Source organism: Reyranella massiliensis 521, from assembly GCF_000312425.1.
GTDB lineage: Bacteria > Pseudomonadota > Alphaproteobacteria > Reyranellales > Reyranellaceae > Reyranella > Reyranella massiliensis.
Window position 1 is genome coordinate 4,564,026 of the sequence record NZ_HE997181.1, and the last position, 20,598, is coordinate 4,584,623.

Genomic DNA, 20,598 nt, shown 5'->3' on the forward strand with positions numbered 1-20,598 from the left:
TTCAGGGAGGAAGCACTAGGTGCCGATCGGCCCGCCGCCCTTCCTTGTGATGGCGATCACCGAAGGGCGAGGCGGCGTGTTGCCCTTGAAGTCGGGCCAACGCGTCGAAGGCTTTTCAAATGTCGATCCCCTGTCCTCGCCGGGATGCTGGATGGCGAGGAAGAGCGTGCTGTCGTCCGGCGTGAAGATCGGCCCGCACACCTCGGCGCCCGTCGGAGCCTGATAGAAGCAACGTGTGAGGGCACGGCCGAAGCCAGTCGTATCGGCGCCATAGACCCCGTCGGCCACGCCGGCGGCGCTCGGAGCACCGTCGGTCACGATCCAGATATGTCCCTTGCTGTCGAAGGCGATGTTGTCGGGACAGCTCAACCAGCCGTTTTCAGACGTCGCACGATGATAGCGGGCGCCGGCATCCTGGCCGGGCTTGCCGGCCAACAGGAAGATCGACCATGTCCCTTCGGCAGACGCGTGGTCACCGTCCTTGGGGGCGATTTCCAGGATATGGCCGTGGTCGTTGGCCGCCCGCGGATTGGCCTTGTCGACCTGCTCGGCTTTGCGCCGACTGTTGTTGGACAGCGCGACGTAGACCCGGCCATTCACGGGATTGGTTTCGATGTCTTCCGGCCGGTCCATGGGGGTGGGCTTCAGGAGATCGGCGGCGAGCCGCGTCTTCACCAACACGTCGCCCTGGTTGGCAAAGCCATTCTCCGCCGTCAGCGGCCCCTGCCCCTGGACCAGCGGAAGCCATTCGATCTTCCCGTCGGCATTGAAGCGCGCGACCGAGAGCGTGCCCTCGTCCAGCAGGTTCTTGTTCGCAGCACGGTCGTTGGGAGTCCACGGCCTTGAAGTGACGAATCGGTAGACATACTCGAAGCGCTCGTCGTCGCCGCTGTAAAAGACCACCCGACCGTCCTTGGCGAGGGTATAGGTACAGCCTTCGTGCTTGAAGCGGCCGAGCGCGGTGCGTTTGACCGGCGTCGAGGCCGGATCGTAAGGATCGATTTCGACCACCCAGCCAAAGCGGTTGGGCTCGTTCGGCTCCTTGTCGAAGTCGAAGCGATCGACATGCTTGCTCCAGGCATTGGCCGCCCGACCAATGCCGTAGCGCTTGGCGAGTTCGGCGTCCGCCAGCTTCGCCGGGTCGCCACCGAAGTAGAAATTGAAGTTTTCCTCGCAAGTCAGCCACGTCCCCCACGGCGTGCTGCCGCCGGCACAGTTGCCGAACGTGCCGAAAACCTTGGTGCCGGCCGGGTCGGCCGAGGTCTTGAGTTTGGCGTGGCCGGCGGCCGGACCGGAAAATACCATCGCCGTCGTGGCGGTGATGCGGCGCGCGAACTTGCTCTCCGGCACGACCTTCCAGCGGCCATCCTCGCGCACGATCTCGATGATCGCGCCGCCAACGGATGCCATCTCGACGGCGACCTGTTCCGTCGAGGCTTTCAGGGCAGCATCCCTGCCACTGCCAAGGCCTGCGAACATCAGGTTGGCATTAGTGTATTCGTGATTGGCGACCATCAGGAAGCGGTCGCCGCTGCCACTGCCGGCCGGCAACGGATAGAGACCGAGATAGTCGTTGTTGTAGCCGAACTGCTTTTCCTGAGCCGCCGCCGTGAGCGCGGCAGGATCGAAGGCTGGCGCACCGGCGAGGACCGGATCGCCCCAGCGGATCAGCACCTGCATGTCGTAGCCTTCGGACACGTGATGCGTCGCATCGAGCGTATGGGCCAGCTCCTTGAAGCCAAGCGAGGAAGGGCCGGCCGGCTGTGCCTTCGCGGTCGACGCGCTGAACGGATTGCTGAACGCCGCAACAGCACCGAGGCCAGCCAGCCCGCGCAATGCTTCGCGCCGGTTGAGGCGTCGTTCGATCAACTCCCCGATCGAAGGCTCGCTGCTGACATTCACACCAATATCGTCGGGGTCGATGAAGTCGTCGTTGCGAGCAGCCATGAAGTCTCCTGGAAAGCAGCCCATCTGGCTAACGGCCAAAGATGGCGTTTCCATTACGATCTTTGCCGCGCCCCGGCACGATCCACAAGGACCGTCAGCAAACTGTAGCGCGAAGTCTGTAGCAGGCAGACGTCACATCCTCTGAAGAGAAAAACATGCGAACACATCTGCTTCTTGGCGCCTCCTTCGCCGCTCTCCTGCTGGCTGCTTTTCCCGCATCGGCCCAGACCAAGTTCCCGGCGACGCTGGAAGGCCACGCCGTGCTGCCGGCCATGACTTTGGTGCCGGCGCCGGCCGATGCGCCACAGGAGCTGCAGATTTCCGGCCGCTATGCCGGGCCGCCGGGCCAGCGTGTGGACACGCCCGAGAGTGTCCAGGCCTTCTCCGCCCTGTCGGACAAGGCTGCGCCCCGGCCCACCGGCCTCAAGCTGCCGCTCAAGGGCCAGCCGGTGCAGGGCCTGTCCGGTATCAAGAACCTGAAGGATGGCAGCTTTCTCACGGTGACCGACAACGGCTTCGGCTCCAAGGCCAACTCGCCCGACGCGATGCTGACGTTCCATGTGCTGAAGCCGGACTGGAAGAGCGGCGCCGTCGAGCGCGTGTCGACGACCTTCCTACACGATCCCGACCGCAAGGTGCCGTTCCGCATCGTCAACGAGAACACGCCCAAGCGATACTTGACCGGCTCGGACTTCGACCTCGAGTCGATCCAGCCGATCGGCGATGCGCTGTGGTTCGGTGAGGAGTTCGGCCCGTTCCTGATCAAGACGGATCGCAACGGCAAGGTCCTGCAGGTCGTGGAGACCAAGGTCGACGGCAAGGTCGTCCGCTCGCCTGACCATCCTGCGCTCGTCATGCCGGGCGCACCCGGCCCGGTGAAGTTCGAGGTCCGGCGCAGCAAGGGATTCGAGGGCATGGCCGCCTCCCCCGACGGCAAGTTCCTCTACCCCCTCCTCGAAGGTCCGCTGGTGACCGAGTCCGGCGAACTCGAAGCGAAGGACGGCAAGCGCTTCCTGCGCATTCTCGAGTTCGACACCGCGAAGGGCGAATACACCGGCAAGAGCTACAAGTACGCCCTCGACGCGCCGACCAATTCGATTGGCGACTTCAACATGATCGACGCCACTAGTGGTCTGATCATCGAGCGCGACGACACCGAAGGCGATGCCGCGCAGGCCTGCGCAGCCGGCGCTCCGAAGGCCGATTGCTTCAACGTGCCGGCCAGGTTCAAGCGCATCTACAAGGTCGATCTCGGCCAGGCCGATGCCGACGGCTTCGTGAAGAAGGTGGGCTACATCGACCTGATGGACATCCAGGACCCGAAGAAGCTCGCTCGCCAGGGCGGCAAGGACGGCAAGCTCACCTTTCCGTTCTTCACCATCGAGAACGTGGATCTGGTCGACGCCGACCACATCATCGTCGGCAACGACAACAACCTGCCCTTCTCGTCGGGCCGCGCGCTCGGCAAGTCCGACGACAACGAGCTGATCCTCCTGAAGGTCACCGACCTCCTGAAGGCGAAGTAACTACTCGGTCACGTCGAGTGCCACCTTCTCGCGCTTCTTGCGAAGCGCGGGAAGGAGCGGCGCCACGAGCAGCAGGGCCGCCACGACCAGACAGGCCAGCGAGATCGGCCGGGTGACGAAGATGTCGAAGTTGCCCTCGCTCAGGATCAACCCCTTGCGCAGGTTGTTCTCCAGCATCGGGCCCAACACGAAAGCCAGCACCAGCGGCGCCGCCTCGTAGCCGAACTTCCGCATCAGATAGCCCAGCACGCCGGTGGCGATCATCACGAACACGTCGAACACCGCGTTGCCTGAGGCGAAGACGCCGACGATGCAGAACATCAGGATCAGCGGGAACAGGATCTTGTAGGGCGCCTTCAGCACCTGCACCCACATGCCGATCAACGGCATGTTCAGCACCAGCAACATGATGTTGCCGACATACATGCTCGCGATGATGCCCCAGAAGATACCCGGGTTCTGGCTCATCATCAGCGGCCCCGGCTGCAGGCCGTGGATGATGAAAGCACCGAGCAACAGCGCCATGATGACGTTGGGCGGGATGCCGAGCGTCATCAGCGGAATGAAGGCACCGCCAGCTGCAGCATTGTTGGCTGCCTCCGGTCCCGCCACGCCTTCGATGGCGCCCTTGCCGAACCGTTCGGGCGTGCGCGAAAGCTTCTTCTCGATGGCGTAGGAGGCGAAGGAGGAGATCACCGCGCCACCGCCCGGCAACACGCCCAGCAGGAAGCCGAGGATCGTGCCGCGCCCGATGGGACCGGCGCTCGCCTTCAGATCCTGCGGCGAGGGCCAGAGGCTGCCGATGCGCGACTGTACGATGTCGCGACGGATTTTCTGCTCGATGTTGGTCAGAATCTCGGCGACGCCGAACAGGCCCATCACCACCGGCACGAGGCCGATGCCATCGACCAGCTCCAGGCGGTCGAAAGTCAATCGCGGCATGGCGTTGATCTGGTCCAGCCCGACCAGGCCCACCACCACGCCGACCGCCGCCATCAGCAGCGCCTTGGCCATCGACCCCTGCGTCAGGAACGACAGGATTGTGAGGCCGAGCACCATCAGGCTGAAATATTCCGGCGGCCCGAAGGCCACCGCGACCTTGGCCAGCAGCGGCGCCACCAGCATCAGGGCGACGATGGCGAAGGTGCCGGCAACGAACGAGCCCAGAGCAGCGATGCCCAGCGCCGGACCGGCACGACCGCGCTTGGCCATTTCGTGGCCGTCGATACAGGTGACGACCGAGGCCGCCTCGCCCGGGATATTGACCAGCACCGCCGTGGTCGAGCCGCCATACATGGAGCCGTAGTAGATGCCGGCCATCATGATGATGCCGGACTCGGGCGTGCCGGAGAGCGTCACCGGCAGCAGCAGCGACATGGCCGAAATCGGCCCGATCCCGGGCAGCACGCCGACCAGCGTGCCGATAAAGACGCCGATGAAGCAGTAGAGAAGGTTTATGGGGTCGAAGGCGACGGCGAAGCCCTGACCCAGACCGGCAAGAACGTCCATGCGATCAGCCCACCAGCGGCAGGCCTTCGAGCCAGCTTCCCTTGGGAAGCTGGACCAGCAGGACCTTTTCGAGGATGTACCAGACGCCGACCGCAGCCACGATCGAGATCGGGATGGAAAGCGTAGGCTTCACGGGGTCGACGAATGTCATCAGGAAGAGCAGCAGGGCCAAGCTGCACAAGACGAAGCCCAGCCGCTCGAACAGGAAGCCAAAGGCGATGAGCGCCAGGATCACGAGGAGCACGTTGCGCCAGCGTGCGCCCTGCCACAGCTCGCCCAGCAGGGGCCCGCGGCCGCGCACGCCGTTGAACGCAACCGAGATCGCGAAGACCGAAATCAGCAGGCCGAGCCAGAAGAAGACGAAGCCCGATCCCGGCTCGCGCAGGCTGCCGAGATCGAGCAGCCAGCCTTGCCAGGTGATGAAGACGCCGAAGGCCAGCCAGAACAGGCCCCCCCAGAACTCAGCACGCCGCACCATCGTCAGGACGTCTTCCTCTCTCGTCTCGATCTAGTTCTTCTTGGCGAGCCCGAGCTGGTCGACCACGACGCGCTGCTCGTCATACTGCTGCTTGGCGAACTTGGCATAGTCGGCCGTGTTCATGTAGCGCTTGGGATAGTCGTATTTAGCGCGCAGCTCGGCCACCTTGGGATCGTCGAGCGCCGCCTTGAACGCGTCGTGCAGCTTCTGCACCACGGCCGGATCCATGCCCTTGGGACCTGCAATGCCGAACGGCGAATCGAGCGTGAGGTCGAACCCGACTTCCTTCAGCGTCGGTACATTGGGCCAGCGCGCGTTGCGCTCCTGGGTCCAGATGCAAAGCAGGCGGAACTTGCCCGAATCGACCATCGGCGCCCAGCCGGTGGCATCGGCATCGGCCATGACATGCCCGCCTTCGAGGGCGGCCCAGCCCTCGGGACCACCCTTGAACGGCACATGCGTGAACTTCACGCCGGCCTTCTGCGCGATCTGCTCCATGCCGATGTGCAGCGAGCTGCCCGCGCCCGGCGTGGCGTAGGTGAACTTGCCGGGATTGGCCTTCGCGAACTCGATCACGTCGGCGAAGGTCTTCATCGGCGAATCCGCCCGTACCACGACGCCGAACGTGTAGGCCGAGGTATGAAGGATCCAAGTGAAATCCTTCATCGGATCGTACGGCGTCTTCTGCATGTGCGGCAGGCGGAAGATCGTCACCGGCATCTGCGAAATCGTGTAGCCGTCGGGCTTGGCGCCGGCCGCCATGCTGGCAGGGCCGCTCGTGCCGGAACCGCCGGTGCGGTTGTCGACGATCACCGGCTGCCCAAGGATCTTGGCGGCCGCATCCGCCATGGCGCGATGCCAGAGATCGACGCCGCTGCCGGCCGGCCACGGCATGATCAAGGTGATCGGCTTGCTGGGGAAATCCTTCGCGCCCTGAGCGCGAAGGATGGACGGGGCAAAGACGCCGACGGCGGCTGCGCCCGATGAGACCATAAGTGAACGACGACGCATGATGAGTGGCTCCTCCCTGGGCCTTTTCGTGATTCAGACGATTTTTATCGTTGTTCGTTGTCGTTGTTCGCCCTCGAGGATCAGCCTTTGGCTGCGAGGCCGAGCTTCTCGATGACCGCCTTCTCCTCGAGATAGAGCTGGCGCGCGAACTTGTCGTAGGCCGCCGTCGTCATGTAACGCGGCGTCATATCGTACTTCTCGAGGGTGGCGATCACGGCCTTGTCCTCGAGCGCGATCTTGAAGGCATCGTCGATCTTCTTGACCACCGCCGGGTCCATGTTCTTCGGGCCGCCGACACCGAACGGCGAGTCGAACACCATGTCGAAGCCGAGTTCCTTCAAGGTCGGGGCATCCGGCCAGTTCTTGGTGCGCTTCTCCGTCCAGACGCAGAGCAGGCGGAGCTGGCCGCCATCGACCAGCGGCTTCCAGCCCGTCGAGTCGGCCTGCAGGGTCGTGTGCTTGCCCAGCACGGCGGCATTGGTTTCCGCGCCGCCCTTGAAGGGCACCTGCGTCCACTTGATACCGGCCTGGGCTGCGATCCGCTCCATGCCGATGTGCAGCGAGCTGCCAGCACCCGGCGTGCCGTAGGTCACCTTGCCCGGGTTGGCCTTGGCGAACTCGATGACGTCCTTGAAGGTCTTGAACGGCTGGTCGGCTGCCGTGGTGACGCCGAAAGTGTAGCCGCTGAGATGTGAGATGTAGGTGAAGTCCTTCATCGGATCGAAGGCGGTCTTCTGCATTACCGGCAGGCGGAACACCGAGATCGGAAGCTGGGCAATCGTGTAGCCGTCGGGCTTGGCGGTAGCCGCCATCGTTGCCGGGCCGAGCGTGCCCGCTGCGCCGCTCTTGTTGTCGACCTGGAAGGGCTGGCCCAGCACCTTGCTTGCCGATTCGCACATGGCACGCAGGGTAATGTCGCTCGAACCACCGGCCGGCCACGGCACGATGAAGGTGATGGGCTTGCTGGGATAGGTCTGCGCACGCGCCGCCGGCAGGTAAAGCGGCATTCCGACACCGGCAGCGATCACCGTGCCCAAGCCACCTTTGACAATACCACGACGACGCATAGCCATTTTAGTTTCCCTCCGACTGAAATCTTTCGGCAACCTGTACGATGGTTCGGCCTAAGTAAAGGCGTTGCAGTTCCGCTGCTACGGTAAGACGCGCTTCATCCAGGCCGCGGTCGCCTGCGCATCCTGGTTTTCGCTCGCTTCGAGTTTGTCGATGACGCGTCGACGATCTTCGAGGTCGCGATTCTGGCTGAGCTTGATCTTGGTCTCGATGCGTGACAGCGCCATGCGAAACGCGACGATGCCTTTGGTCTGTGCCTCGGCATTGCCCGGCGGCAACTGGCGCAGGCTCCAAGAATCATCGCTCGTCCCTTCGTAGGCAGAGGCGAGCCTGGTCAGCACGCCGATGGCGCCCTGCGTATCCTCGATCACCTGCGGCCGGCCATAAGCGTGGACCGTAACGTAGTTCCAGGTCGGCACCTTGGCGCCCGGCGCGTACCAGGTGGGCGAAACATAGGCGTGCGGCCCCCAGAACAATGCCAGCGAATCGACGTTGCGCTCGAACAGCTTCCAGTGAGTGTTGGCGCGCGCCATATGTCCGACCAGCGATCCATGCGGCGTGCCATCGTCCTGCCAGAGCAACGACAAATGCGTGGCGACCGGCGCACCGTCTTCGCCAGCGGTCATCAGCAGCGCCCAGCTATGGGCCAGCATGATCTCACGGCCGATGGCTTCGTCACCTTCGAAGTGCTTCGGAATGTACATGGCGCGCCTCTCCGACGGGCTCGGCTGAATGGTTGAACCCGGTCGCATTACCATGTCCAATGCCGCCCGCAACGAGGAGGAATTTTCATGGGCGAGGATATTCGACTTAAGTCAGCCGCCGGCGAAATCGGCGCCTATCTCGCGACTCCGACCGGCACCGTCAAAGGCGGCATCGTCGTCATCCAGGAAATTTTCGGGGTCAACCATCACATCCGCGCTGTGACCGACAAGTTCGCGGCCGACGGCTATATCGCGTTGGCGCCGCGTTTCTTCGACCATATCAAGACCGGCGTCGAACTGGGCTACACGCCCGACACCATCGCCGAAGGCCGCAAGTACGTGACCGAGCTCGGCCTCGACAAGCCCGTGCAGGATGTCGATGCCGCCATTGCCGAACTGAAGAAGCGCGGCGCCAAGAAAGTCGGCGTCACCGGCTTCTGCTGGGGCGGCACCATCACCTGGCTGTCGGCGACGCGGCTCAAGCCCGACGCGGCAATCGCCTATTATGGCGGCGGCATCTATGGCACGCGGAACGAGAAGCCCACCGTGCCGACGATGATGCATTTCGGCGACAAGGACATGCACATCCCGATGGAGCATGTGAACGAGCTGCGTAAGCTCCATCCCGGCGTGCAGATCTTCGACTACCCCGCCGACCACGGTTTCCATTGCGACGAACGCGGCAGCTACGATGCCGCGGCTTCCAAGCAAGCCTATGAGCGCACGCTCGCGTTCATGGCCAAGCACGTTGGCTAGGAAACCTTCCCAAAAGACCTTCGAGCCCGGCGCGCGCGGCCCCCTGAACGGGGTCCGCGTCGTCGACCTGTCTCGGCTGGTCGCGGGCAATGTGCTGACCTTGCAGCTCGCCGACTTCGGCGCCGAGGTCGTCAAGATCGAGCCGCCGGAAGGCGACACCCTGCGCTCCTGGCGGGTCAAGGACGTCGAAACGGCCTGGAAGGTCTATAGCCGCAACAAGAAGAGTGTTGCCTTGGACCTGCGTTCCGATGCCGGCCGTATCATCGTGCGCGAGCTAGCGAAATCGGCAGCTATCCTCGTCGAAAGCTTCCGACCGGGCGTCATGGAGGATATGGGCCTCTCGCCCGCCGAGCTGCATGCGATCAATCCCAAGCTGGTGATCGTGCGCATTTCCGGCTGGGGCCAAGACGGTCGCTATCGCCACAAGCCGGGTTTCGGCACCCTGATCGAAGGCTATAGCGGTTTTGCGTCGATGAACGGTTTCGCCGATCGCGAGCCCGTGCTGCCACCGATGTACCTTGCGGACTGCATGGCCGCCCTCAACGGCTATGGCGCGGTGATGGTGGCGTTGCGCGAAGTCGAGATGAATGGCGGCAAGGGCCAGACACTCGACCTGCCGCTGTTCGACCCGTTGTTTTCGATGCTCGGCCCGCAGGCCGCCAACCACAAGCTCACCGGCGAAGTGAAGGTGAGGACCGGCAGCCGCTCGACCAATGCGGCGCCGCGCAATGTCTATCAGACCAAGGACGGCCACTGGGTTTGCCTCTCGGCCTCGACGCAGGGCATGGCCGAGCGCGTGCTGGTGAAGATCGGACGGCCCGAGCTGGTGAAGGATCCGCGCTTCGCCACCAACATCGAGCGCGTGAAAAACGGCCTCGAGCTCGACGATATCATCGGCGGCTTCATCGCTGCCCGCGATCTCGAGGAGAACCTGAAGTACTTCGACGAGGCGGGCGTCACGATCGGCCCGGTCAACGACATCTCGCAGATTGTTCAGGATCCCTATGTGCTGGAACGCGAGGCGTTGATCGAGATACCCGACGAGGACATGGGCGAGCTGCCGACCCATCCCGTCGTGCCGCGGCTGTCGGGCACGCCCGGCGCCCTGAAGAGCGCGGCGCCCAAGGTCGGTCAACACAACGAAGAGCTGCTGAAGCCGCTGCTGGGGGCAGCCGAATACGATCGGCTTTGTGCGTCCGGTGCCATCTCCAAAGGAAAGAACAAGTGACCGTCCACCGCCCTGCTCCGCCCGTCTGGCGGTCGATCCTCTACGTGCCGGGCAACGTGCCGAAGTTCATCGACAAGGCCCACGAGCGCGGTGCGGACTGTGTGCTGGTCGATCTCGAAGATAGCGTGCAGGCGGCGCAGAAACCCGAAGCCCGCGCCATGCTGGCCGAGACGATGACGAAGGTGGCGCGCCGCGGCGCCGACGTCGCGGTACGCATCAACCGGCCGCTGCGCCTTGCCATTCCCGACATCGAGGCGGCGGTGCGACCGGGCCTGTCGGCGCTGTTCATCACCAAGACCGAGGGCGTACAGCATCTCCGGCTGCTCGACGAGCTGGTGACGGAGCTGGAGCGCGAGCGCGGCATGCCCGTCGGCAGCGTGGGTTTCGGCGCCATGATCGAACATCCGCGCGCCCTCACCGAGTTGAACGATATCGCCGAACGGGGGCCGCGCGTCATTGCCATGATGCTGGGCGGCGAGGACTTCGCGCTGGAAACCGGCTCGGTGCCGGGCGACGAGACGCTGGAACTGCCCAAGCGCATGGTGGCTTTCGCCGCACAGGCCCATGGCGTTGCCATGATCGGCATCCTGGGTACGGTCGCCGACTATTCCGATCCCGAAGCCTACCGGAAGAGCGCCATCCGGGCGCGCCGCTTCGGCTTCTCCGGTGGCACCTGCATTCACCCGGGCCTGGTCCAGGCCCTCAACGAGGCGTTCACGCCACCCGATGAAGACGTGGCCTATGCGCGGAAACTGATCGCCGCGGACGAGAAAGCCGCAGCCGCAGGCCGTGGCTCCTTCTCGGTCGATGGCAAAATGATCGACATCCCGGTGATCGACCGGGCCCGTCGTCTGATCCAGCGCTACGAAGCCATCGAACACCGCCGGCTCAGGAAGGCCTGAGCCCTCCTGAGCTCATGCCGGCGCTTGGTCAGGCATCGACCAGCTCGGCCGGCGAACGCCAACGACGCATTTCACCGATACCCGTGAGATCGGACGTGAACGCGACGACCTCGGCAGTCATGCCGGCGTTGAAGCTCTGAAGCAGAACTTCCCGGCCGTTCGAGAACCTCACGGCATCCTTGTGCGCGTAGGCACCGCCTTCGATGCGCGTCATCACCACTTCTTCGATTGGCTTCACAGAGTAGGCTTGCTGCACGGCCTCGCCGATGCCTGTCAGCCTCAACCGGGCATCGGCCGGGATGCACACTGCGGTCTCGCAGTCGCGGGCGGCCGTGAAGCCCATGGTGCCGCTGGGGAAGCGGCGAAGCGTGTATTGCTCTTCTTCAGTCGCAGGACGTGAACGATAAAGCTCCAGTGAATAGTCACACATGACGCCCTCCTGGGGTAGTGGACGTCTTCTGGACGTAGGACGGGCGCCCTCATGGTCAAGAGCGCACGTGTACAATCGAGGAACTATCGGTTCGTACGGTTTCCTCATCCTTCGATAAGGACCGACCCACCAAAGAAAAAGCCCCATACCTGAGGTATGGGGCTTTGATGTCTTTTGGGCGTGGAGCCTAGTGCTTGTCCGACCACACCATGCGCTTCACGGCGTACATGAAGCCCGCCAGCGCCAGCAGGAACAGGACGACCCGCACGCCGGTGCGCTTGCGATCCTCCATATGCGGCTCGGACGCCCAGGCCAGGAACTCGACGACGTCGGACGATTGCTGGTCGAGCGTCGACTTGGTGCCGTCGGTATAGGCCACCTTGTCGTCCGCCAGCGGCGGCGCCATGGCGATCTTGTGGCCCGGGAAGTACTTGTTGAAGTTGTCGTCCTTGGTGACCGCGAACTCCTTGATCTGCTCAGGCGTCAGCTTGTCGTAGGGGACATAGCCGGTGAGCAGGCCGTGGAGGTAGTTCGGACCATCCGCGCGCGCCTTGACGATGACGCTGAGGTCGGGCGGCGCCTTGCCGTTGTTGGCGGCGGCGGCAGCAGCCTGGTTCGGGAACGGCTTCTTGAAGCGATCCGACAGACGCGCGGGCCGATCGATCGGCTGGCCGTCGTCGTTGAGATCGGGGACGGTGATGTCCTTGATCAGGTCCTTCACCTGATTCTCGGTGAGGCCGAGTTCCATCAGGTTGCGATAGGCCAGGAGCTGCAACGAATGACAGGCCGCGCAGACGTCGTGATAGACCTGATATCCGCGCTGGGCGGCGGCACGGTCGTAGGTGCCGAACGGTCCCTGGAAGTGCCACTTCCTTTGCGGTGGCGGCTCCGTCGTGCCGGCCGCGATGGCGACCGCGCCGGTGGCGAGGGCTGCGAGGGCGATGGCACCCGTGGCGAGTAGCTTACGCATGGCTCTTACACCGCCTTCTTCTTGAGCACTGCGTCGGCAATGCTGGGAGGCAATGGCAATGGCCGTTCGATCTTGCCCAAGACCGGCAGCAGGATGAGGAAGTGGAAGAAGTAGTAGAGCGTGGCGAGCTGCGACAGCGGCACCCAGAAGCCTTCCGGCGGATTGGCACCACAGAAGCCCAGCACGATCACGTCGACCACCAGCAGCATCATGAACCACTTGTAGATCGGCCGGAACGTGGCCGACCGGACGCGCGAGGTATCGAGCCAGGGCAGGATGAACAGCACGGCGATGGCGCCGAACATGGCCAGCACGCCGCCGAGCTTGTCCGGAATGGCGCGCAGGATCGCGTAGAACGGCAGGAAGTACCATTCGGGCACGATGTGCGCCGGCGTCACCAGCGGGTCGGCCGCGATATAGTTGTCCGGATGGCCCATGTAGTCGGGCGCGAAGAAGACGAAGCCGGCATAGACGATCAGGAAGACCACGACGCCGAAGCCGTCCTTCATCGTGTAGTACGGATGGAAGGGCACGGTGTCCTGCGGGCCCTTCGGGTCGATGCCGGTCGGGTTGTTCGAACCGTGGATGTGCAGCGCCACGACGTGCAGCGCCACGACGGCCACGATGATGAACGGCAGCAGGTAGTGCAGGGCGAAGAAGCGGTTGAGCGTCGGGTTGTCGACGGCGAAGCCGCCCCACAGCCAGGTCACGATCGCGTCGCCGACCACCGGGATGGCCGAGAACAGGTTGGTGATGACGGTGGCGCCCCAGAAGCTCATCTGGCCCCACGGCAGCACGTAGCCCATGAATGCCGTTGCCATCATCAGCAGGAAGATGACGACGCCCAGGATCCACAGCAGTTCGCGCGGCGCCTTGTAGGAGCCGTAGTACATGCCGCGGAAGATATGGATGTAGACGGCAATGAAGAAGAACGACGCGCCGTTCATATGCAGGTCGCGGATCAGCCAGCCCTGCGGCACGTCACGGTCGATACGCTCCACCGAGTCGAAGGCCATCAGCACATGCGGCGTGTAGTTCGTCGCCAGCACCACGCCCGTCGCGATCATGAGGACCAGCATCACCGTGGCGATCGCGCCGAAATTCCAGAAGTAGTTGAAATTCCGGGGCGTCGGGAAGGTGTGATACTCCTTCTCGATATACGAGAAGATCGGCAGGCGGTGATCGATCCAGGCGATCACCTTGTTATTGAAGACCGGCGGCGTGCCGTGTGACGAAGCCATTGCTGTGAACTCCAGCGAGATCAGTGGCGGGCGATCGACGTCGATCAGCCGATGCGAACGAGGCTATCGGACGTGAACAGGTACTCCGGAACCACGAGGTTCTTCGGTGCCGGTCCTTTGCGGATACGTCCAGAGGTGTCGTAGCTCGAGCCGTGGCAGGGGCAGAACCAGCCACCGTACTCGCCCTTCGGGTCACCCGGCTTGTTGCCGAGCGGCACGCAGCCGAGATGGGTGCAGACACCGATCATGATCAGCCACTCCGGGCGAACCTTCTTCGCCGTGTCGGTGACACGCGCATTGTCGGTCTGCGGATCGGGCAGAGCCGACAGCGGCACCGCCTCGGCTTCCTTGATCTCTTCCGGTGTGCGATGCCGGATGAACACCGGCTTGCCGCGCCATTTCACGGTGACGGCCTGGCCGACCTGGATCGGGGTGACGTTCACCTCGATGGTCGACAGCGCGAGCGTGTCCGCGGCGGGATTGAGATTGTTGATGAAGGGCCATGCGGTGGCCGCCGCACCGACGCCGGCAAGGGCGCCCGTTGCGACCATGAGGAAGTCGCGCCGGGTCGGGTCGCTGTGCCCGCCAGCTGGAATGCTTGAAGACGCCATGATTTCTCTCTTCCGTCCCCCCGAGGAGATGGGCCTTTAAACCGCGAAAGCCCCTTATGTTTCAAGGCTCTGTTGGTCGCAGTCCCAAAACGCGGCTTTCTGTGACAGCGTGCCGCATCGGGCTTCCGCGGCGCGGACGAGGATACAAGGCCCATGCAATTGGCCCTGTTCGAGCCCGACATCCCGCAAAACCTCGGCGCCTTCATCCGCCTCGCGGCCTGCCTGGACATCCCCCTGCACATCATCGAGCCCTGCGGCTTCCCGGTGGACGACAAGCGGATGCGGCGGGCCTCCCTGGACTACTACGACCTGGCGACCCTGATCCGGCACCCTTCCTGGGCGGCCTTCCGGCGAGACCGGCCGGAGGGCCGGCTCGTCCTCCTGACCACGGCGGGCGCCGTTCCCCTGCCCCAGGCCCGCTTCGAGGCCAGCGACATCCTGCTGCTCGGCCGCGAGAGCGCCGGGGTCCCCGCCGAGGTGCACGAGGCGGCCGGGCTCCGGGTACGGGTACCGCTCAAAAAGGGCGCACGTTCGCTCAATGTCGCGCTCGCAGGCGCGATGGTATTGAGCGAGGCGCTTCGCCAGACCTCGGGATTCCAGGACCTCGTATGACCCAGCCCGCCCGCCACGCCACCGGCCCCCAAGGCCCTTCGCCGCTGCCCGACGACGCGACCATTGCGCGGCGCAAGGCCGAGGCGCGCACCTGGTTCGAAGGGCTGCGCGACAAGATCTGCGCCGCCTTCGAGAAGATCGAGGACGACCTCGACGGCACGCATCGCGACAAGCCGGCCGGCCGGTTCGAGCGCAAGCCCTGGCGGCGCGACAAGGGGCCGAACGGCGAGGATCGCGGCGGCGGCACGATGGCGCTGATGCGCGGCCGGGTCTTCGAGAAGGTGGGCGTCAACGTCTCGACCGTGTTCGGCGAGTTCAGCCCCGAGTTCCGCAATCAGATCCCCGGCGCCAACCAGGATCCGCGCTTCTTCGCCTCCGGCATCTCGCTGGTCGCCCACATGCAGTCACCCAAGGTGCCGGCGGTGCATATGAACACGCGCTTCATCGTGACGACGCGAAGCTGGTTCGGCGGCGGCGCCGACCTGACGCCGATGACGCCGCACGATCCCGACACGCGGGACTTCCACACCACCTTACGCGCCGCCTGCGATGCGCATGATCCCACCTACTATCAGCGCTTCAAGGAATGGTGCGACGAGTACTTCTTCCTGCCGCATCGCAACGAGCCGCGCGGCGTCGGCGGCATCTTCTACGACTACCTGGATAGCGGCGATCATGCGCGCGACCTCGCCTTCACGCGCGATGTCGGCACGGCCTTCCTCGACATCTATCCCAAACTGGTGCGTCGCCACATGAACGAGCCCTGGACCGAGGCCGAGCGCGCCCACCAGCTCGCGCGGCGCGGACGCTACGTCGAATTCAACCTGCTCCACGATCGCGGCACCAAGTTCGGCCTGATGACCGGCGGCAATGTCGAGGCGATCCTGATGTCGCTGCCGCCGGAAGTGCGCTGGCCGTAATCGCGACCTCTCGACCTGAAACTGCCACAAGGCGGAACGTTTTACGCTTCGCACGTGCCATGTCGCCTTGACCGGCGCATGAGAAGAGCAACGAAAACGAAAAGATGACAAAGGGAGGATATCAATGACTCGTCACCTTACACGTCGTGCGGCCTTGGTCGCAGCCAGCGCTTTGCCGGCTGCCGCGTTGTTGCCCACCAGTTCGCGTGCGCAGGCTGCCTGGACGCCGACTCAAAGTGTGCGCGTCGTCGTTCCTGCAGCGCCGGGCGGCGGCACGGACATCATGGGCCGCCTGCTGGCCGCCCATCTCCAGGAAGCCTGGGGCCAGTCCTGTGTCGTCGACAACAAGTCGGGCGCCGGTGGCGTGATCGGCTCGACCGAAGTGGTGAAGTCGAAGCCCGACGGCACCACGATCCTGATGGGCAATATCGGCCCGCAGGCGATCGCCTATTCGCTCTACCGCAACATGCCCTATACGCCGGCGAGCCTGATCCCGGTGTCGAACGCCATCACCGCCCCAAACGTGCTGGTCCTTCACCCATCGGTGCCGGCCAAGACCATTCCCGAGTTCGTCGCCTGGCTCAAAGCGCAGAATGGCAAAGCCTCCTATGCCTCGTCCGGCACCGGCCAGTCGCCGCATCTCAGCGCTGCCTGGTTCCTCCAGCTCACCGGCACCAAGGCCGAACACATCCCCTACCGTGGCGCCGCGCCGGCGCTCGCCGATCTGACGGCGGGCGTCACCCAGTTCTTCTTCGACAATCTCACCACATCCATCGAGTTCATCCGCGCAGGCAAGCTCAGGGCGTTGGGCCTGACCTCGGCGCAGCGCAATCCTGTGGCGCCTGAGCTGGTGCCGATTTGCGAGACCATGCCGGAGCTGAAGCCGTTCGACGTCTCGACCTGGTTCGGTGTCTTTCTGCCGGCCGGCACACCGAAGCCGATCGTCGATTCGCTCAATGCCCAGATGAAGGTCTGGCTGGACAGCCCGAAGACCAAGGAGCGCATCGCGTTGATGGCAAGCACGCCGGCCTACGGCACACCCGAGCAGTTCGCCCAGTTCGTCACCGCCCAGATCGCGCAGTGGAAAGGCGTGATCGACAAGGAAGGGCTGAAGCTCGACGTGAACTGACAGCCCTTACGAGGAACCGCGACATGACAAGCAATGACGTTCTGGTCGAGCGCAACGGCCCGGTGACGACGGTGATCATCAACCGGCCGGCGGCACGAAATGCTTGCACGGTCGCGACGGTGAAGGCGTTGCATGACGCCTTCATGGCTTTCGAGGCGGACAACGAAGCCAAGGTGGCCGTTCTCACCGGCCAGGGCGACTACTTCTGCGCCGGCGCCGATCTCAAGGAGCTGGCAAGCGGCGCGGCGCTCGGCTTCTGCTGGGCGGGCGACGACAAGGGCGTCACCCAACGCATGCTGAAGAAGCCGGTCATCGCCGGCGTGTCGGGTCACGCGGTCGCCGCGGGCCTCGCATTGGCCGTCTGGTGCGACCTGCGCGTTGCCGACGAGACGGCAGTCTTCGGCGTGTTCTGCCGTCGCTATGGCGGGCCGATGCCCAACGGCTGCACGGTGCGCCTGCCCCGCCTGATCGGCCAGAGCCGCGCGCTCGACATGATGCTGACGGGCCGCGCCGTCGACGCCAAGGAAGCGCACGCTATCGGCTTGGTGAATCGCCTCGTGAAGGCAGGCGAAGCGCGTCAGGAAGCCGAACGACTGGCGCACGAGCTCGCCGGCCTGCCGCAGATCGCCATGCTTTCTGACCGCGAGTCGCTGATCAAACAGTGGGACCTGCCAGAAGACGCTGCCATTCGCCTCGAGATCGAAGGCAGCAAGGCCGCCTTCGCGCAGGGCTTCCAAGCCGGTGCAGGACGCTTCGTGCAGGGCGTCGGCCGCCATGGCGAGGCCGTCCGCCAATAGCGGTCAGCGCGCCGGCCAGTTCCAGGCCGGTCGTTCATCCTCGGAAACGACCGTCTCGCCCAGTTTCTTCGTAAGGACGATCTGGTGCGCGCCCGCCTTGTGCAAGGCAGTGACCAGAGCGGCCGCGTGCGAGACGACGATAACCTGGGAATGCTTAGACGCCTTGGCGATCAGGCGAGCGAGCGGTGCCAGCAGATCGGGATGCAGGCTGGTCTCCGGCTCGTTGAGAATCATCAACGGCGACGGCCGCGGCGACAGTAGAGCCGCGACCAGCAGAAGATAGCGCAAGGTCCCATCCGAGAGTTCGGAGGTCCGGAGCGAGCGCAGCAGCCCGTGCTGGTTCATCTCGATCTCGAAGAGCCCGCCGGCATCGCGAACGTCGATCGAGCCGCCGGGAAAGGCGTCCGCGATCGCTGCATCGAGTTCGTCGTTCGCGCCAACTTCCTGAATCGTCGCGATGGCGGCCGCAAGGTCGGCGCCGTCGGCCGCCAGCACCGGCGTGCGCGTGCCGATCTGAGGCCGCCGCGCCGGTGCCTCGCTGTCGGTGCGGAAGTGATCGTAGAACCGCCAGGCGCGCATATGCTCGCGCAACAGCAGCAGTTCCGCGCCATCGTCGGGATTGCTGCAATGGGTCAGCATGCTGTCGTAGGGCGCAAGCTTGTCGTAGGCCGCCCGCCAGCTTCCCTCCTGGTCACGCAGGCTCACATACGGACCCTTGCGCTGCGCAAAGACGTTGGCGCGGCCGAGAACAAGTCCGGTCCACAGGGCCTCCGACTTGATCTCGGGATCGCGGCCAAAGCGCGATCTCGGCACCGGGATTGGAACGCCGAGATCGATGGCATAGCCGTACTCTTCAGAAGCGAAACCCAGCTTCAGGCTGACCGGAGCTTTGCGCACCAGACCTTGGACTGGCTGATTGCCCGCTTTCATGGCGCGGGAGAAAGCCTCGGGTCCGGCCCACAGCGCCGATGGCAGACCGCCTTCGATGGCGAGCGACTGGATGATCCGCCCCTGCGCAACATCGGCCAGCAGCCGAAGCGCGCGATAGAGGCTGGATTTTCCGCTGCCGTTCGCGCCACTGACGACCGTGAGCGGCCCCAGCTCCAGGCGCACATCGCGCAGGGAGCGGTAGCCCGAGATGCAGAGCCGCGCGATGCTGTTCATCGACGGCGCGCGAAGACCTTGCCGGCGATCAAGGGTGCGGCGCACAGCAGGAGCACCAGCAGAAGATAGGGCGCACCCCACCAGAAAGCGAAGCGATCGAGGAAGACCGCAGGCTCTTCATCGTAGGTCAGGCGTGCATAGAGAAAGTCGACCAGCACCGTCGAGGTCGGCCACAACAGCGCCGCAAGGCATGCCGCCTCGAACCAGTTCGGTCCCGCGGTACGCCGCGCGTGGATGATGGCCATCATCAGAACGTAAGGCGCCGGTATCAGCACCTTGTACCACTCGACCGCACGCACCGAGAGCGCCGCCGCGATCCAGGTGTCGCCGACCAGATCGTTCAACACGACGACGGCCGCGATCGCGAGCCACAGCACGAAGGTCAGGCCGGGACGAATCACGACAATGCCCGGACAAGGCGCTCAAGTTCAGCGAGGCAGGCTGCGCGGTCTGCGGTGAAGTCGCCTGCGATCCACCACTGCTCCACCGCTTCGATCAGCGCACCGACACGAGGGCCGGGTTTCAGACCGAGCTTCAGCGCATCGCCGCCGCTTACCGGCAGTTCCGGCGGCGTCCAAGTACGCGCCATCGCAAGTGCTGCTTGCCAGTCGCCCGGCGCCTCTGTCGCCAGGAGCAAGCGGTCGGCGTAGAGGCCGCCGCCCAGGCGGTAGATCCCGGCGCGCCAGGCCTTGGGACCGCCCGTGATGTCGATTGCGGGTTCGGAAGCGAGCATCACGTCGAGCCGTAACGATTCCTGTGTCGAGAGTTTCAGTCGCTTGCCGATGGCTGTCGCATCGGCGCCCGGAGGCAGGATCGCGGCCAGCCGGCGCAACGGATCGGGCTTGTCCTCGCGCGCGATCAAGACGCGCAGGCGGGCGGCTCCCACACATTCCGGCAGCCATTGATCGAGGATGGCCGCTTCGACCATCGCGGCAATCGTATCTGCTGGATCCGGCGCCTTGAGGAGACGCAGCAATTCCTTGGACACGCGCTCTGCCGAGAGGCCGCGCAGAGAACCGGCATTGCGACGGCAGGCATCGAAGCTCGCCGCGTCGAAGGGCGGCTTGCCGTACCAGGCATGGAAACGAAAGAAGCGCAGCACGCGCAGCCGGTCCTCGGCAATGCGGATTTCGGCATCACCGATGAAACGCACGCGCGCTTGGGCGAGATCGCGACGACCGTCGAACGGATCGTAGAGCGTGCCGTCGCGGTCGGCGTAAAGCGCATTGAAGGTAAAGTCGCGACGGCCGGCATCTTCCAGCCAGTCGTCGGTGAAGGCGACGACGGCGCGGCGACCATCGGTCTCGACATCGCGCCGCAGGGTCGTGAGCTCGAACGGCCGGCCATCGATCACTGCCGTCACCGTCCCGTGCTTGATGCCGGTCGGCACGACCTTGACCTTCGCCGCTTCCAGGGCGCGCATCACGACGTCCGGCTTGTGCGAAACCGCCAGATCGTAGTCGTCGATGGCGCGGCCAAGCACGCTGTTGCGCACGCAGCCCCCGACGAAGCGGGCGACGATGCTCGCCTGATCGAGCGCGGCAAACAGGGTCCGCACAGCCGGGTCGTTCATCCACGGCGCAGCCTCGAGA

21 protein-coding genes are annotated in these 20,598 nt (G+C 64.5%); 8 read left to right on the top strand and 13 right to left on the bottom strand.

Features of this window, described 5'->3' with window-relative positions; all coding sequences use genetic code 11:
• Positions 1 to 15: 15 nt before the first annotated feature.
• Positions 16 to 1,947, bottom strand: a complete 1,932-nt coding sequence (locus tag BN60_RS22305) for a PhoX family protein (protein WP_020698377.1) — start codon at positions 1,945 to 1,947, stop codon at positions 16 to 18.
• A 155-nt stretch (positions 1,948 to 2,102) separates the two neighbouring features.
• Between BN60_RS22305 and BN60_RS22310 the strand changes: the two genes are divergently transcribed.
• The gene (locus tag BN60_RS22310) at positions 2,103 to 3,473 is read left to right on the top strand and encodes an esterase-like activity of phytase family protein (RefSeq protein ID WP_020698378.1); all 1,371 of its coding nucleotides are present in this window, start codon (positions 2,103 to 2,105) and stop codon (positions 3,471 to 3,473) included.
• Here BN60_RS22310 and BN60_RS22315 read toward each other — a convergent pair whose 3' ends face one another.
• The 5 genes from BN60_RS22315 to BN60_RS22335 form a co-directional block, all read right to left on the bottom strand.
• The gene (locus BN60_RS22315) at positions 3,474 to 4,982 is read right to left on the bottom strand and encodes a tripartite tricarboxylate transporter permease (protein WP_020698379.1); all 1,509 of its coding nucleotides are present in this window, start codon (positions 4,980 to 4,982) and stop codon (positions 3,474 to 3,476) included. It lies immediately after the preceding gene.
• Between the two features lie 4 nt (positions 4,983 to 4,986).
• Positions 4,987 to 5,460, bottom strand: coding sequence for a tripartite tricarboxylate transporter TctB family protein (locus tag BN60_RS22320; RefSeq protein ID WP_020698380.1), 474 nt, complete (start codon positions 5,458 to 5,460; stop codon positions 4,987 to 4,989).
• A gap of 30 nt (positions 5,461 to 5,490) precedes the next feature.
• Positions 5,491 to 6,471 (bottom strand): tripartite tricarboxylate transporter substrate binding protein, encoded by a 981-nt coding sequence (locus BN60_RS22325; protein ID WP_043284232.1) that lies wholly within the window; start codon positions 6,469 to 6,471, stop codon positions 5,491 to 5,493.
• Positions 6,472 to 6,551: 80 nt separating this feature from the next.
• The gene (locus BN60_RS22330; RefSeq protein ID WP_086002740.1) at positions 6,552 to 7,478 is read right to left on the bottom strand and encodes a tripartite tricarboxylate transporter substrate binding protein; all 927 of its coding nucleotides are present in this window, start codon (positions 7,476 to 7,478) and stop codon (positions 6,552 to 6,554) included.
• 144 nt (positions 7,479 to 7,622) lie between these two features.
• Positions 7,623 to 8,246, bottom strand: a complete 624-nt coding sequence (locus BN60_RS22335; RefSeq protein ID WP_020698383.1) for an FMN-binding negative transcriptional regulator — start codon at positions 8,244 to 8,246, stop codon at positions 7,623 to 7,625.
• A gap of 87 nt (positions 8,247 to 8,333) precedes the next feature.
• On the opposite strand from BN60_RS22335, the gene BN60_RS22340 reads away from it, so the two are divergent.
• The 3 genes from BN60_RS22340 to BN60_RS22350 are packed head-to-tail and all read left to right on the top strand — an operon-like array spanning position 8,334 to position 11,132.
• Positions 8,334 to 9,002 carry a dienelactone hydrolase family protein gene (locus BN60_RS22340; protein WP_020698384.1) on the top strand — a complete coding sequence of 223 codons (669 nt, stop codon included), beginning with the start codon at positions 8,334 to 8,336 and terminating at the stop codon, positions 9,000 to 9,002.
• Positions 8,995 to 10,230: a CaiB/BaiF CoA transferase family protein gene (locus BN60_RS22345; protein WP_020698385.1), complete on the top strand. Its 1,236-nt coding sequence runs from the start codon at positions 8,995 to 8,997 to the stop codon at positions 10,228 to 10,230. Before BN60_RS22340 ends, BN60_RS22345 begins: the two co-directional genes overlap by 8 nt.
• Positions 10,227 to 11,132 carry an HpcH/HpaI aldolase/citrate lyase family protein gene (locus tag BN60_RS22350; protein WP_020698386.1) on the top strand — a complete coding sequence of 302 codons (906 nt, stop codon included), beginning with the start codon at positions 10,227 to 10,229 and terminating at the stop codon, positions 11,130 to 11,132. The genes BN60_RS22345 and BN60_RS22350 overlap by 4 nt, the downstream gene beginning before the upstream one ends.
• A 28-nt stretch (positions 11,133 to 11,160) precedes the next feature.
• Here the strand turns inward: BN60_RS22350 and BN60_RS22355 are convergent, their stop codons facing one another.
• The 4 genes from BN60_RS22355 to petA form a co-directional block, all read right to left on the bottom strand.
• Entirely contained in the window at positions 11,161 to 11,562 is a 402-nt protein-coding gene (locus BN60_RS22355; RefSeq protein ID WP_043284236.1) for a hypothetical protein, read from the bottom strand.
• Positions 11,563 to 11,749: 187 nt separating this feature from the next.
• Positions 11,750 to 12,532 carry a cytochrome c1 gene (locus BN60_RS22360; RefSeq protein ID WP_020698388.1) on the bottom strand — a complete coding sequence of 261 codons (783 nt, stop codon included), beginning with the start codon at positions 12,530 to 12,532 and terminating at the stop codon, positions 11,750 to 11,752.
• 5 nt (positions 12,533 to 12,537) lie between these two features.
• Entirely contained in the window at positions 12,538 to 13,773 is a 1,236-nt protein-coding gene (locus tag BN60_RS22365; protein ID WP_020698389.1) for a cytochrome b, read from the bottom strand.
• A gap of 44 nt (positions 13,774 to 13,817) precedes the next feature.
• The gene (gene petA / locus BN60_RS22370; RefSeq protein WP_051150172.1) at positions 13,818 to 14,384 is read right to left on the bottom strand and encodes a ubiquinol-cytochrome c reductase iron-sulfur subunit; all 567 of its coding nucleotides are present in this window, start codon (positions 14,382 to 14,384) and stop codon (positions 13,818 to 13,820) included.
• A gap of 153 nt (positions 14,385 to 14,537) precedes the next feature.
• Here petA and BN60_RS22375 point away from each other — a divergent pair, with 153 nt between their 5' ends.
• From BN60_RS22375 to BN60_RS22390, 4 genes are all read left to right on the top strand, one after another.
• Positions 14,538 to 14,996 carry a tRNA (cytidine(34)-2'-O)-methyltransferase gene (locus BN60_RS22375; protein WP_020698391.1) on the top strand — a complete coding sequence of 153 codons (459 nt, stop codon included), beginning with the start codon at positions 14,538 to 14,540 and terminating at the stop codon, positions 14,994 to 14,996.
• Complete coding sequence (gene hemF / locus BN60_RS22380) at positions 14,993 to 15,916, top strand: oxygen-dependent coproporphyrinogen oxidase (RefSeq protein ID WP_020698392.1); 924 nt, start codon at positions 14,993 to 14,995, stop codon at positions 15,914 to 15,916. Before BN60_RS22375 ends, hemF begins: the two co-directional genes overlap by 4 nt.
• 124 nt (positions 15,917 to 16,040) lie before the next feature.
• Positions 16,041 to 17,045: a Bug family tripartite tricarboxylate transporter substrate binding protein gene (locus tag BN60_RS22385; RefSeq protein WP_043284239.1), complete on the top strand. Its 1,005-nt coding sequence runs from the start codon at positions 16,041 to 16,043 to the stop codon at positions 17,043 to 17,045.
• A gap of 23 nt (positions 17,046 to 17,068) precedes the next feature.
• On the top strand, positions 17,069 to 17,842 hold the full coding sequence (locus BN60_RS22390) for a crotonase/enoyl-CoA hydratase family protein (protein WP_020698394.1): 774 nt from the start codon (positions 17,069 to 17,071) through the stop codon (positions 17,840 to 17,842).
• A 3-nt stretch (positions 17,843 to 17,845) separates the two neighbouring features.
• Here the strand turns inward: BN60_RS22390 and BN60_RS22395 are convergent, their stop codons facing one another.
• The 3 genes from BN60_RS22395 to BN60_RS22405 are packed head-to-tail and all read right to left on the bottom strand — an operon-like array spanning position 17,846 to position 20,579.
• Positions 17,846 to 19,006: an AAA family ATPase gene (locus tag BN60_RS22395; protein WP_020698395.1), complete on the bottom strand. Its 1,161-nt coding sequence runs from the start codon at positions 19,004 to 19,006 to the stop codon at positions 17,846 to 17,848.
• Positions 19,003 to 19,407, bottom strand: a complete 405-nt coding sequence (locus BN60_RS22400; RefSeq protein ID WP_020698396.1) for a hypothetical protein — start codon at positions 19,405 to 19,407, stop codon at positions 19,003 to 19,005. The genes BN60_RS22395 and BN60_RS22400 overlap by 4 nt, the downstream gene beginning before the upstream one ends.
• Complete coding sequence (locus BN60_RS22405; RefSeq protein WP_215905932.1) at positions 19,404 to 20,579, bottom strand: CCA tRNA nucleotidyltransferase; 1,176 nt, start codon at positions 20,577 to 20,579, stop codon at positions 19,404 to 19,406. The genes BN60_RS22400 and BN60_RS22405 overlap by 4 nt, the downstream gene beginning before the upstream one ends.
• Positions 20,580 to 20,598 lie beyond the last annotated feature (19 nt).

What these genes read in the sequence shown, in the direction of transcription:
- BN60_RS22385 (WP_043284239.1), top strand. Translation starts at nt 16,041, where the DNA reads ATGACTCGTCACCTTACACGTCGTGCGGCCTTGGTCGCAGCCAGCGCT.
- BN60_RS22310 (WP_020698378.1), top strand. Translation starts at nt 2,103, where the DNA reads ATGCGAACACATCTGCTTCTTGGCGCCTCCTTCGCCGCTCTCCTGCTG.
- BN60_RS22335 (WP_020698383.1), bottom strand. Translation starts at nt 8,246, where the DNA reads ATGTACATTCCGAAGCACTTCGAAGGTGACGAAGCCATCGGCCGTGAG.
- BN60_RS22315 (WP_020698379.1), bottom strand. Translation starts at nt 4,982, where the DNA reads ATGGACGTTCTTGCCGGTCTGGGTCAGGGCTTCGCCGTCGCCTTCGAC.
- hemF (WP_020698392.1), top strand. Translation starts at nt 14,993, where the DNA reads ATGACCCAGCCCGCCCGCCACGCCACCGGCCCCCAAGGCCCTTCGCCG.
- BN60_RS22360 (WP_020698388.1), bottom strand. Translation starts at nt 12,532, where the DNA reads ATGCGTAAGCTACTCGCCACGGGTGCCATCGCCCTCGCAGCCCTCGCC.
- BN60_RS22355 (WP_043284236.1), bottom strand. Translation starts at nt 11,562, where the DNA reads ATGTGTGACTATTCACTGGAGCTTTATCGTTCACGTCCTGCGACTGAA.
- BN60_RS22365 (WP_020698389.1), bottom strand. Translation starts at nt 13,773, where the DNA reads ATGGCTTCGTCACACGGCACGCCGCCGGTCTTCAATAACAAGGTGATC.
- BN60_RS22405 (WP_215905932.1), bottom strand. Translation starts at nt 20,579, where the DNA reads ATGAACGACCCGGCTGTGCGGACCCTGTTTGCCGCGCTCGATCAGGCG.
- BN60_RS22340 (WP_020698384.1), top strand. Translation starts at nt 8,334, where the DNA reads ATGGGCGAGGATATTCGACTTAAGTCAGCCGCCGGCGAAATCGGCGCC.
- petA (WP_051150172.1), bottom strand. Translation starts at nt 14,384, where the DNA reads ATGGCGTCTTCAAGCATTCCAGCTGGCGGGCACAGCGACCCGACCCGG.
- BN60_RS22320 (WP_020698380.1), bottom strand. Translation starts at nt 5,460, where the DNA reads ATGGTGCGGCGTGCTGAGTTCTGGGGGGGCCTGTTCTGGCTGGCCTTC.
- BN60_RS22390 (WP_020698394.1), top strand. Translation starts at nt 17,069, where the DNA reads ATGACAAGCAATGACGTTCTGGTCGAGCGCAACGGCCCGGTGACGACG.
- BN60_RS22305 (WP_020698377.1), bottom strand. Translation starts at nt 1,947, where the DNA reads ATGGCTGCTCGCAACGACGACTTCATCGACCCCGACGATATTGGTGTG.
- BN60_RS22395 (WP_020698395.1), bottom strand. Translation starts at nt 19,006, where the DNA reads ATGAACAGCATCGCGCGGCTCTGCATCTCGGGCTACCGCTCCCTGCGC.
- BN60_RS22330 (WP_086002740.1), bottom strand. Translation starts at nt 7,478, where the DNA reads ATGCCGCTTTACCTGCCGGCGGCGCGTGCGCAGACCTATCCCAGCAAG.
- BN60_RS22375 (WP_020698391.1), top strand. Translation starts at nt 14,538, where the DNA reads ATGCAATTGGCCCTGTTCGAGCCCGACATCCCGCAAAACCTCGGCGCC.
- BN60_RS22325 (WP_043284232.1), bottom strand. Translation starts at nt 6,471, where the DNA reads ATGCGTCGTCGTTCACTTATGGTCTCATCGGGCGCAGCCGCCGTCGGC.